Below are 12,286 nucleotides of genomic sequence, written 5' to 3'. Positions count from 1 at the left end.
GATCAGTGAAATATTAAGTTAATTGGTATCTACTTGTTTTTCAGTTCAAAGATAGTAGATAATTCGAGAAATGCAACGCTTTATTGCAAACTGAGAAGCCAATCTGAGCATACATCCCGCAAAGCAGAAATAAAGCAATATCTTTGTAAAAACGCCTAAAATCAAATGGTGATGATAAAGGAGCAGATTTCGATTTTCGATATGTTTAAGATTGGCATAGGCCCCTCAAGTTCGCATACGCTCGGCCCGTGGCGTGCCGCCCAGCGATTTACGCAAAGCTTAAACCAAAAAGGGGCGCTTGAAAAGGCCGAAACCATCAAAATCTTACTTTATGGTTCTTTAGCCAAAACTGGCATAGGACATGGTACCGATGTAGCGATCCTGCTGGGGTTGAGCGGAGATGATCCCGTGACTTTTGCCGTCGACCAAGTTACTCCAAAAGTTGCGCAGATCAGGCAGGAGAAACGGCTGATGTTGGGCGGTGTCCGTGAGCTACCTTTTTGCGATACAGATGACCTGTTATTTTTATATGCTGAAAGCCTCCCTTTCCATCCCAATGCGGTAACCTTTCAGGCGTTGTTGGCGGATGGCACAGCGGTCAGCGAAACCTATTATTCTATCGGAGGTGGCTTTGTTGTCCAGGAGGGCGACGACGGTAACGACGGGCAGCAAGTTGACCTGCCCTTTCCTGTGCAAAACGCCAAGGATTTGTTGGTTTGGTGCATGAATACGGGTCTCAAGATTTCCGAATTGGTATTGGAAAATGAACAGGCTTGGCGTTCGGAGGAAGATACAAAGATCGGTATACGTCAATTGTTTGAAACAATCCGCGACTGCATCTACCGGGGGTGCCATACCACGGGCGTGCTGCCTGGGGGGCTGCGTGTCGATCGCCGCGCCTATAAACTTAATAAAAAGTTAATAGCCGGACAGCCTTATGTAGACTATCGAAGCTGGGTGGCAGCTATCCGTGCAGGGGGTGATCGTTTTCAATACACATTGGATTGGGTAAGTTGTTTTGCCCTGGCCGTCAATGAGGAGAACGCTTCGTTCGGTCGGGTGGTTACTGCGCCGACAAATGGTGCCGCAGGGGTTATTCCAGCTGTACTGCAGTATTTTATCGTATTTCACGACGGCTACGACGAAGACCGAATCATCCGGTTTATTGCCACGGCCTCCGAAATCGGGAGTATCTTCAAGAAAGGCGCCACCATTTCGGCAGCCATGGGCGGGTGTCAGGCCGAGATTGGCGTTTCGTCAGCCATGGCGGCGGGTGCGCTTACCGAGTGTTTGGGCGGTTCACAGCGGCAGGTGCTGATGGCTGCCGAAATAGCGATGGAACATCACCTTGGCCTCACCTGCGATCCTATCGGCGGACTGGTGCAGATTCCCTGCATTGAACGAAATACCATGGGAGCGATCAAGGCCATCACGGCAGCACAATTAGCACTGCAATCCAATCCGGATAAGGCACGGGTGAGCCTCGATGCCGTGGTGAAAACCATGTGGGAAACCGCTCAGGATATGAATGTCAAGTACAAGGAGACCGCAGATGGCGGTTTGGCCGTAAATATCCCGCTGAGCTTGCCAGAGTGTTAGTCCCTCAAAAATGTCGAAATTTTTAAAGTTGTTTCCGCCTTTTTTTACGTAATTTGCTACATGCCGCTTTTCATCAGTTCGATCGCTTCAGGCAGTAATGGCAATTGCTATTATATTGGTAATGGGCGTGAGGCCGTATTGGTTGATGCCGGCATTTCGTGCCGCGAGACGGAGAAACGCATGGCGAAGCAAGGACTAGCTATGCAACAGGTGAAGGCCATCTTTGTCTCGCATGAGCACACCGACCATGTAAAGGGATTAAGCGTATTGGCCAATAAATACCAATTGCCAGTCTACCTCACCAACGGCACCCGGTCTTCGTGCAGGCTAGCCATACCCGACCGATTGCTGCACCCGCTTACCGATATGCAGTGCGTCGAAGTCGGCAGTCTTACGGTAACGTCTTTTCGGAAATTCCATGATGCTGCAGACCCTCACAGTTTCCTTATCGAGGGCGACGGTTATACGGTGGGCGTTTTTACAGATATTGGCCGGGTGTGCGAGCGCGTAACTGATTTCTTTAGTCGGTGCGATGCAGCTTTTCTAGAAGCCAACTACGATGTGGATATGTTGATGCAGGGGCGTTATCCGTTTTTCCTCAAAAATCGCATTCGTGGGGGCTACGGGCACTTGTCCAACGCAGAGGCATTGGAATTATTTGTCGAACGCCGGTCGCCGAAACTTAGCTATCTTTTTTTGTCACACTTATCGCGCGATAACAACGACCCTGATTTGGCATACCAATTGTTTGATACCCATCGGGGTAACACGGAAGTGATTGTGGCCGGGCGCTATGCGGAGACGGCGGTACACACCCTAGGAACCGAGTTTCTACAGGTCAATAAGGAAGCACATATCCAAGTTGAGATTGAATATGGCTACCGGTATATTTCAAAATAAAATCCTAGAACAAACTACCCTTCTTCCTGTTTTTATTTAGATTTTTAATTAAGTTTGATTTATCTTTAATTCGGCACCATGCACACAACGTATTTAGGCTTATGGCGGGCGGGGAGAGCTTTATTTATGCTTGCTCCGTTACTTTTATTGGCAATAGCCTGTAAAAAGGAGGACAATGGAAATGGACAGCCTTCCGCAGATGAAGCGACCAATAAGTGGGTAATCGAAAACATGCGGGATGTGTATTATTGGAATACAGCTATCCCGGAGGATAGAAATCTGGATTTCAATCTCGGACCGGAGGATTTCTTTGACAAGATCTTGCATCCGGATGATCGGTTTTCATGGATTCAATTGGCAAAAGATTTGGAGGACAATCTGTCCGGCGTTTCGACGACGGTGGGGTTGGGGATTGGCCTACTTCAGATAAACCAAGCTGGCGACGTGATCATCTCAGTACAGTATGCACTGGCTGGCTCGCCGGCCGATGAGGCAGGAATCGAGCGGGGTGATATTATCACCGAAATCAATGGCCGAGCGATGACCATCAACAATTACAGCAGTGTGCTTGATGCCTACTATGGATCAGCTTCTTTTTCCGTTCAATTGGCGCATATCAATGAAAATAATCAGATCGTCGATGACCGAGAAATTGAGCTTACTCCCGTGGAGCGATTTCAAGAACAAGCGATCCATATGGATACGGTTATCAATACGCCGGGTGGAAAGAAAGTAGGTTATTTGTTCTACAATCGTTTTCTCAACGACCAACCCAATGAACTGTTGCAAGCGTTTAATAAGTTTAAGGCGGCAAATGTGAGCGATTTGGTGTTGGATTTGCGGTATAATGGCGGCGGCGGTATTTGGATCGCGGCAATTATGTCGGGCCTGATTCAAGCCAATTTTAAGGAGAAGGAGCCTTTCATACAGTATAACTATAACAGCAACTATACGGATGAGACGGTTACCTACTACGGATTGTTTGGCGGTGATTCGGAAGACCCCGATGAAGTAGCATCTGCAGACGAAGTCGTCACCGCCATTAAGGCCTTGAATTTGAATTTACCCAAAGTGTACATTATCGCTACAGACAATTCCGCATCGGCGAGCGAGCTGGTGATCAATAACCTTAGGCCGTTTCTCTCAGACGCCAATGTAATCCATATTGGTGAAACTACAGTAGGCAAGAATGAAGGTTCCTTCACCATCGTCGATGAACGGGAACCACAGCAGATTGAGTGGGGTATTCAGCCCATCGTGGTGAAGTTGGCTAATAAAAATGGGTTTGGTGACTATCCGAACGGATTGGATCCGCAATACGAAATCAACGAATGGGATTACTTGCCATGGGCACCTATCGGTTCATTAGATGATCCATTGTTAGCAAAGGCGTTGGGTATTATCGATCCGAGTTTACAACCCATTGCCGCGAAGACGATGAGCACCAAAGCGCAAACAGCACGGAGACTGCAAGCGGTGAAGGTGGCCGGGTTTGAAGATAAGCTTAATAAGCCTATCCCAGTTGATATCGGCAATCGCGGAAGGCTTAATCGCTAAGCTCCATCCCAAACAATTCAGCAATATGATTTTTTAGTCGGCCCTTCACGGCGTTGATGTCCTGCAATGCACCCAGTTCCCGTTGCATGGACGTTACATCCTTGTCATCGATGCCACAGGGCACGATGTTGCCGAAGTAATCGAGGTCGGCATTCACATTGAAGGCAAATCCATGCATGGTTACCCAGCGACTGGCGCGTACACCCAATGCGCATATCTTGCGTGCCCGGTCGTTGTCGGCATCCAGCCATACCCCCGTATACCCCGGGTATCGACCGGCCGCTATGCCATAATCCGCCAACGTACGGATGACCGCTTCCTCCAGCGTACGAAGATACAAGTGGATATCCGTAAAGAAATTATCGAGGTCAAGGATTGGGTAGCCCACCAGCTGGCCCGGCCCATGATAAGTGATGTCCCCACCGCGGTTTATCTTATGGAAGGATGCCTGCTTTTCTTTCAACCCCTGCTCATCCAATAGCAGGTTTTCAGGTTTTCCGCTTTTGCCCAGCGTATATACATGCGGATGCTCGGTAAAGATGAGGTAATTCGTGGTAGGGGATAACGTTCCCGCTAATCGGTTGGCCGATTTTTGGGCCACTACTTGAGCAAACAAGGCTTCCTGCCTATCCCAAGCCACTTGGTAATCCATTAGCCCCCAGTCCTCGAAAATTACTTTTTTATTCACCCTTTAGTACAACAAATTATCGTACGGATACCTTTCTGTGTGCATGTTCACTACCGTTTCATAGAGCAGTTTCCTGAATTCATCTACATTCATTTTATCGGTGGCCGAAATGAATACCGCGGGGCTATTGTGCTTACCCATCCAGCTGCTTTTGAAGTCCTCCAAAGAAACCGGTTGGGGCTCCATATCGGTGCCCTCTTCATGCTGTTCGCTTTCAGGGCGGTAAGCATCGATTTTATTAAAAACCGTAATGGTAGGCTTATCCAATGCGCTCAATTCCCTCAACGTTTCGTTTACCGCTCGGATGTGATCCTCAAAACTGGGGTGGGAGATATCCACTACATGCAGCAATACATCGGCTTCCCGTACTTCATCCAATGTCGATTTGAAACATTCAACCAGATGGTGTGGCAGTTTGCGGATAAATCCAACCGTATCTGAAAGTAGAAAAGGCAGGTTTTCGATCACCACCTTGCGCACCGTAGTATCTAAGGTTGCGAACAGCTTATTCTCGGCAAACACCTCTGATTTTGAGATTAGGTTCATGATGGTTGATTTGCCTACGTTCGTATAACCCACCAACGCCACGCGAATAAGCTGCCCTCGGTTCTTGCGTTGGGTCTCGGCTTGTTTATCAATGGCCTTTAGCCGCTCCTTCAGCAACGCAATCTTATTCAAAATCATGCGGCGGTCACTTTCGATTTGGCTTTCACCGGGCCCCCGCATGCCGATACCACCCCGCTGGCGCTCCAAGTGGGTCCACATGCGGGTAAGGCGCGGTAACAGGTATTGCAATTGAGCCAACTCCACCTGTGTTTTGGCCTGTGCTGTTTTGGCCCTTCGGGCGAATATATCAAGGATTAGGTTGCTACGGTCTAAGATCTTCACCTGCAGCTCCCGCTCGATATTGCGCAATTGGGAAGGCGATAATTCGTCGTCAAATACGACAATGTCGATTTCCTCAGCTTCCACGTAAGCCTTTATTTCGTCTAGCTTGCCGGAACCGACAAACGTAGCCCGATCGGGATGATTGAGCTTTTGTGTAAATACTTGCTTCACAACGCCGCCGGCGGTATCCACCAAAAAGGCTAATTCTTCCAAGTACTCTTGCTCTTTCTCCTCGCTTTCGTCAGGAAGGACAATGCCGACCAATATGGCGGTTTCGGGTTTTATAGCGGTTTCAAATAGCTGTTGTTTTGCCATGTATTGAAAATAAAAGTTAAAAACAAAAAATTACTTAGCGTTTGTCACAAGCGGCTGCTACACATGGTGCTTGTAGTGTGTATTACACGGCGTTATGGTAATTAACAAAATGCAAAGGTAAAGGTTTTTTCAATAAAATTGCTTAACTGCTCAAAGCCGGTTCGGCCAACTCTTCGTGTTGGTAAAGTGGTAACGAGACAAAAAAAACAGACCCTTCACCCAACGTGCTTTCTGCCCCTATTTTTCCGCTATTCAGGCTGACGAGTTGTTTGGATAGAAATAACCCCATACCGAACCCTTTTTCATGCTCTGTGCCATAGGTAGATTGGATATCGCCGTCAAATAACAGATTTAAATCTTCCTTTGAAATCCCAATCCCGCTATCACGGATAGTCAGTGTGGAGTTGGCGTCATCTTTACGTACCAAAATATCAATCGCCCCATTTTTTGGTGTGAATTTCAGGGCATTGCTGATGAGATTTCTGATAACAAGTTCCAGCATGTCTATGTCCGCTCGGACCTCCACATCCGGCTCGAAAGATGTCCGTATCGTAATTCCCTTTTTGTTCGCAACGAATCGCTGGATTTCAAGTACATTGGCAACGACATGCTCCGGATGTACCTTTGTTAGCGTCGGTTTCAGGCCTTTGATCTGGTTGGACGTCCAAGAAAGGAGATTATCAAGCAATTCACTAGTATTTCGAGAAGCTAGTAAGAGCTCTTCTTTCATTTTTTTCTGTACGTCGTCTGGTAGCTTTTGTTCGGTGAGAATTTCCAATACGCCCGTTATTGCGCTCATTGGGTTGCGGAGGTCATGTGCAAGTATGGATATCAACCGTATTTTCTCACTATTAGACTGCTGAAGGAGCTTATTCTGCAAACTGATCTCGTGGTTTTGTGCTTCAATTTTAAGGGCACGTTGTTCTGCTTTTCCCCGTTCCCTTTCGTAGTTGCTTCTCAGGTAAATGGTGATGCCGTACGTACAAATCACGATGACGATCATTGTTGTTGCTATGTCAATAGATCGGTATTGCACATCAGCGTATATATCGGGGATGAGATGGGGAGCGATATATTCCAGGTAAAGTAACGAGGTTGGCACAAGTAAATGAAGTAACGTCCAAACTCGGTGAAAGCGGTGGTTGGTGAAGGCAATCAGAAAAAGGTAAGTCAGCAGAAATAGGTACAGTGCAGAGCCCTGGCTACCCGAATTGTACAGGAACGTAATCGTGACGACCAAATAGCTTGCTCCTGCGTAAAATAGCAAGCTGAATGTATACTTTCCGTATATCCTGGATCGGACGTAAAGCACGACCAATATAATTGCAATAATGACGAGCATAACAGACACAACCCGGAGTTCGAGAGCGATGTTCACGGGGATTAGGAAGAGCATCAAAGCGATTGTGATCACGCCAATCACATGAAATGCCCGCTGTTCAGCGGTCATATGCTCTGGGTTACCGACTAGTTTATGCCAAAAATTCTGAAACCATACCAACATTACAAGTCATGTATTAATCTAGACAGCCTAAACCATCTGTCGAATAGCAAATATAACTTAATAATAGTTAAATATGGAGACCACCCTTGTCAACTACAAAATCAGCTATGAAGCCGCTAAAGCTATTCTGTCTCGTTGGTAAAGTAATCCCACGCCGCTTTTGCAATATCGGCGATTATCCGTTCGTTTGTTTCGATATTTTCAGTAGAGTTTGTGAGGAATACGCTAATGAAAAAATGGCTGCCTTGTGGCAATCTAATGACGCCAATATCGTGTACTGCCGCCGTAATGCCTTCCTCATTCGTTCCAGAAAAGCCAGTTTTGTGGGCAACGACCGTACCAATAGGGAGGTGCCCCTTTAGCCTGTTTGGCCCGGTTTGCGTTTTTTCCATCACTTCCCAGATGAAATTATGGCTTTCTTTCGATAGCTGACCGTTTTCATTGCGATAGAACAAAGCCAATGCCTCATTGGCTGCTCTCGGTGTGGTCCAGTTTTGGAATTGCAGGTCCCAGTTCGCTTGCATTATTTCTTCATTAATTTTTATCGAAATATCAGTTATACCCCGTTCGATAAAAAAGTCTTCAACCACCTCGGGGCCACCAATGAGCCTTAATAAAACATCGCATGCCACATTGTCGCTTTGGGAAACCATGTATTCCATTGCGTCAGCAATAGTCAATTCCACCCCCGTTGGATACGCTTCCCTTATCGGGCTCCAAATATCGGGTGTAAGGTCCTCTGGCCCGATTATTATCCGCTGATCTACTGCGAATTTTCCCTTGTCGATTTCGGACAACAACGCTGCCGCTATATGGAATTTAAAAACACTCTGCATCGGAAAGCGTTTGTCGGCATTGTACATCACTACATCGTTCCCGTCGTCCCGCGCGATTGCTACGCCGATCTCGGCATTTTTTGAAGCGGCGATTTGTTCGATTTGTTGCAGTAAAGCATTTGTTTTCCGGGCGGGCGTCCCACAAGCTGCAACCAATAACAGACAGCCTACCGATATCCATTTTTTTAATGAAGCGATCATAAGTCGTAAAAATACGAACTTTGGCGCATCAGCGCGTGGCATCGAACAATTTTCGCCCCATAATCAATCGATTTATACCCCCAATTGTCCGGGAAGCCAGCTAGTTTTACCGTTTCGATCAGGATAATCCATCATATAGCATTATTTTATTGTGAAAAGTATTCGATTCATTACTGCCTTGCTACCCTTATTTGTGGTAACCATTTCGCTAGCCCAGCAAAAGCACCGCCTCACCGAGAATTGGGAATTTGTACGCCAAGACCTTGGCGGTATCTGGGAAGCCGTGAGGCCATACAAACCTGGTAGTCCGGAGGCGTCACCCATTTGGGAAGCGGTAACTCTTCCCCATTGCTTTAATGCCCACGATGCTGTAGCACCAGGTGTCAATTACTATCAAGGCCCCGGTTGGTACCGGACAATGTTGGATATCGATAATCCGTATGACAACGGGCGTATCTTGCTCCATTTTGAAGGAGCCGGCCAAAAAACGTCGGTTTACATCTATAAGCAAAAGGTCGCCGAGCATATAGGAGGATATGACGAATGGACCGTGGACATCACGGAAGCCATTGAAGCATTTAAGTCAACAGCAGCCTATACAGAACAGTTCCGTGGGCAGGTGCCGCTTTCTATCCGATGCGACAATTCGCGCGACCTCGAACTCATTCCGTCCGACATGTCAGATTTCAACCTATATGGGGGTATATACCGTTATCTCAACCTGGTCTATGTGCCCCAGCTGTCCGTCGATAAGCTTTTTGCCTCCGCAACGATAGATGCGAAAGGACGCGAGGGTCACATTCAATTAAACGCCCGTTTCCACAATCCCGATCAGGTACCTGAAGCAGATGTCATCGTTCAACTCTTCGATCCCAAAGGCCGGCTCGTTGCCAGGCAACAGCAACACCTAACTACGCTTCGTGACCCGGTAGCAGCTCTTATGGGGATCCAAATAGAGCGGCCGGCGCTATGGTCGCCAACGGAGCCGCAATTATATACCCTCCGCCTCTCCCTGTCGGCCGGCAAAGACACGGCCATCCATACCGAGCGGATAGGGTTCCGTCATTTTGAATTTGCAAAAAAAGGCCCCTTTTACCTCAACGGCGAGCGACTCTTGCTTCGCGGGACCCACCGCCATGAAGATCACGCTGGGGTAGCCGCCGCCATGACCGAAGATATGATCTGGCAGGAGATGCGTATGATGAAAGAAATGGGCGTCAATTTCATCCGGTTGGGTCACTATCAGCAATCACGCATCGTATTGGAAGCTTGTGACAGCTTAGGTATCCTCGTATGGGAGGAGATACCCTGGTGCCGCGGCGGTTTGGGTGGTGATGTGTATAAGGCACAAGCCCGCCGGATGTTGACCAATATGATTGAGCAGCATTATAACCACCCTGCGGTAATCATCTGGGGTTTGGGTAATGAAAACGATTGGCCTGGTGATTTCGAGGTGTTTGACCAACAGCAGATCCGGGCGTTCATGAAAGAATTGAATGACCTGTCGCATCAGATCGATCCCACCCGCAAAACGGCTATCCGCAGGTGCGACTTCTGCAAAGACATCGTAGATGTCTACTCCCCTTCCATCTGGGCAGGCTGGTACCGTGGCATCTATACCGACTATAAGACGGCCACAGCCGCTGAGTTCGAAAAGGTAGACCATTTCCTCCATGTCGAGTGGGGTGGCGATAGCCATGCCCGCCGCCATTCTGAAAGCCCCGACAATGGGCTCTCCACAGTGATGCACAGTACTTCGGCCGATGAACGCGCGGGGGATGCCTCATTATTCGGTGGGCCGGCAAGGGTTTCCAAAGACGGTGATTGGAGCGAAAGCTACATCTGTAACCTCATCGACTGGCATCTTAAAGAGCAGGAAACCATGCCCTGGCTTACAGGTACCGCGTATTGGCCGTTCAAGGATTTTTCTACACCCATCCGGCCCGAAAATCCCGTGCCGTATGTCAACCAAAAGGGCGTGGTGGAACGCAATTTCAATAAAAAAGAATCGTACTACATCTTTCAGTCATATTGGACCGAAGATCCGATGGTACATATCTATGGCCACACCTGGCCGGTGCGCTGGGGTGAGCCTGGGGAGGAGAAGATGGTTAAGGTATATTCCAACGGTGCCGAGGCCGAACTGTTTGTTAACGGCATAAGCCAAGGTACTCGTAAGCGCAACAGCCAGGATTTTCCTGCGGCAGGTTTACGTTGGATGGTCGTGTTCCGGGAAGGTCAAAATAAATTGGAGGTGGTCGCAAAAAGAGGGGACATTACCGTAAAAGACAGCATAACCCAGGTTTACCAGACTGCCAAATGGTCTAGGCCCGCTACCATACACCTCGACGTATTGTGCACGAATGCCGATACGCTTACCCTCCAGGCAACGCTGCGCGATGAAAATGGTGTATTGTGCTTGGATGCAGCAGATTACATCCGTTTCTCCCTCGCTGGTGATGGTAAAATGCTGGCCGACCTCGGTACTTCGGATGGTTCACGGACGGTGCAAGCCTATAATGGCAGGGCCATGATCCGGTTGAAACAGACAGGAAGCAACCTCGCGGTGGCTGCAGCGGTGGATGGCTTGGAAACGTCGGTGTTGCAGCTCACAGACGCACCATTGCCACAAGATTCCGTCGAAACCGTGGTTGTCGAAACGCTACGCGAAAAAACCTTGCAAGATGCGCAATGGGCGCTTTCGCAACAGCCCGAAACGGTCACGGTCAGCACCGCCAAACGCAGTGCAGGAAGCAAGCACGATTTCTACTCGGAAGGCGACTACTGGTGGCCCGATCCAGATAATCCGGATGGGCCTTATATCCGTCGGGATGGCGTTACCAACCCCGACAATTTTGTGGACCATCGCCTGGCCATGATCCGTTTCAGCCGCGTTGTAGGTGCCTTGGTATCGGCATGGAAACTCACGGGTGACGAAACGTACGTCCACCACGCCCTGCGGCATATAGTGGCTTGGTTCGTCGACCCCGATACCCGGATGAACCCCTCGCTCCCATACGCCCAAGCCATCAAGGGCCGTGTCACCGGAAGAGGGATAGGCATTATCGATACGATTCATCTGATTGAGGTAGCTCAGGCACTGAAAATACTGGCCGATGCGGGATTACTAAATGTCGAGACGCTTCAGGGTACCAAACAGTGGTTCGGAGACTACCTCACATGGCTCACCACCCATCCGTACGGGATCGAAGAAATGAATGCTGAAAACAACCATGGAACCTGTTGGGTGATGCAAGTGGCAGCCTTCGCCCGGTATACCGGAAATGAAATCATCCTGCATCAATGTGCCGAACGATATAAAACGGTACTCCTCCCTAAACAGATGGCCGATGACGGAAGCTTTCCATTGGAAACCGAACGCACCAAGCCTTATGGTTATTCGCTCTTTAACCTCGACGCGATGGCGACCATCTGCCACCTGCTTTCCAGTCCGGAGGAAAATCTCTGGACCTATGCCACGGAAAACGACCGTTCCATAAAAAAAGGAATCCAATATATGCTGCCCTACATGCAACACAAAGGCAAGTGGCCACACGGGCAGGACGTAATGTATTGGGATAACTGGCCCGTTGCGCAGCCATTTCTCCTTTTGGGTGCCCTGGCCTATGGCAATAGGGAGTTGCTGAATACCTGGTCATCGCTGGAACACCACCCCTCCGAGACGGAAGTGATACGGAATCTTCCCTTACGCCATCCACTATTATGGTTCTGAACATTTTTTACCCCACATTCAACCGATAATTACCCCATTACAAGGCTTACCCGCGGGTACTTTTG

Annotated in this window: 8 protein-coding genes; 4 read left to right on the top strand and 4 right to left on the bottom strand. The window is 48.6% G+C overall.

What is annotated here, in order from left to right; all coding sequences use genetic code 11:
• Positions 1–171 precede the first annotated feature (171 nt).
• From IEV98_RS03590 to IEV98_RS03580, 3 genes are all read left to right on the top strand, one after another.
• Positions 172–1,599, top strand: a complete 1,428-nt coding sequence (locus tag IEV98_RS03590; RefSeq protein ID WP_188504544.1) for an L-serine ammonia-lyase — start codon at positions 172–174, stop codon at positions 1,597–1,599.
• Between the two features lie 60 nt (positions 1,600–1,659).
• Positions 1,660–2,499 (top strand): MBL fold metallo-hydrolase, encoded by an 840-nt coding sequence (locus IEV98_RS03585; protein WP_188504543.1) that lies wholly within the window; start codon positions 1,660–1,662, stop codon positions 2,497–2,499.
• A gap of 78 nt (positions 2,500–2,577) precedes the next feature.
• Positions 2,578–4,056, top strand: coding sequence for a S41 family peptidase (locus tag IEV98_RS03580; RefSeq protein ID WP_188504542.1), 1,479 nt, complete (start codon positions 2,578–2,580; stop codon positions 4,054–4,056).
• Here IEV98_RS03580 and lipB read toward each other — a convergent pair.
• From lipB to bla, 4 genes are all read right to left on the bottom strand, one after another.
• Positions 4,046–4,744, bottom strand: coding sequence for a lipoyl(octanoyl) transferase LipB (gene lipB / locus IEV98_RS03575; protein ID WP_188504541.1), 699 nt, complete (start codon positions 4,742–4,744; stop codon positions 4,046–4,048). The genes IEV98_RS03580 and lipB overlap by 11 nt on opposite strands.
• A 3-nt stretch (positions 4,745–4,747) precedes the next feature.
• Complete coding sequence (hflX, locus tag IEV98_RS03570; RefSeq protein ID WP_188504540.1) at positions 4,748–5,947, bottom strand: GTPase HflX; 1,200 nt, start codon at positions 5,945–5,947, stop codon at positions 4,748–4,750.
• A gap of 142 nt (positions 5,948–6,089) precedes the next feature.
• The gene (locus IEV98_RS03565) at positions 6,090–7,397 is read right to left on the bottom strand and encodes a sensor histidine kinase (protein ID WP_188504539.1); all 1,308 of its coding nucleotides are present in this window, start codon (positions 7,395–7,397) and stop codon (positions 6,090–6,092) included.
• Positions 7,398–7,573: 176 nt separating this feature from the next.
• A complete protein-coding gene (bla, locus tag IEV98_RS03560) occupies positions 7,574–8,488 on the bottom strand; it encodes a class A beta-lactamase, subclass A2 (RefSeq protein ID WP_188504538.1) in 915 nt (304 codons plus the stop codon).
• Between the two features lie 151 nt (positions 8,489–8,639).
• Between bla and IEV98_RS03555 the strand changes: the two genes are divergently transcribed.
• A complete protein-coding gene (locus tag IEV98_RS03555) occupies positions 8,640–12,221 on the top strand; it encodes an alginate lyase family protein (protein ID WP_371870649.1) in 3,582 nt (1,193 codons plus the stop codon).
• Positions 12,222–12,286: the final 65 nt, after the last annotated feature.

Origin of the sequence: Parapedobacter pyrenivorans, assembly GCF_014636865.1 — a bacterium.
Lineage (GTDB): Bacteria > Bacteroidota > Bacteroidia > Sphingobacteriales > Sphingobacteriaceae > Parapedobacter > Parapedobacter pyrenivorans.
This window is presented reverse-complemented; position numbering and strand designations above follow the sequence as displayed.

Bases quoted from the DNA above. Each gene is read 5' to 3' on its own strand.
- bla (WP_188504538.1), bottom strand. From the start codon at position 8,488: ATGATCGCTTCATTAAAAAAATGGATATCGGTAGGCTGTCTGTTATTG.
- hflX (WP_188504540.1), bottom strand. From the start codon at position 5,947: ATGGCAAAACAACAGCTATTTGAAACCGCTATAAAACCCGAAACCGCC.
- IEV98_RS03585 (WP_188504543.1), top strand. From the start codon at position 1,660: ATGCCGCTTTTCATCAGTTCGATCGCTTCAGGCAGTAATGGCAATTGC.
- IEV98_RS03565 (WP_188504539.1), bottom strand. From the start codon at position 7,397: ATGACCGCTGAACAGCGGGCATTTCATGTGATTGGCGTGATCACAATC.
- IEV98_RS03590 (WP_188504544.1), top strand. From the start codon at position 172: ATGATAAAGGAGCAGATTTCGATTTTCGATATGTTTAAGATTGGCATA.
- IEV98_RS03580 (WP_188504542.1), top strand. From the start codon at position 2,578: ATGCACACAACGTATTTAGGCTTATGGCGGGCGGGGAGAGCTTTATTT.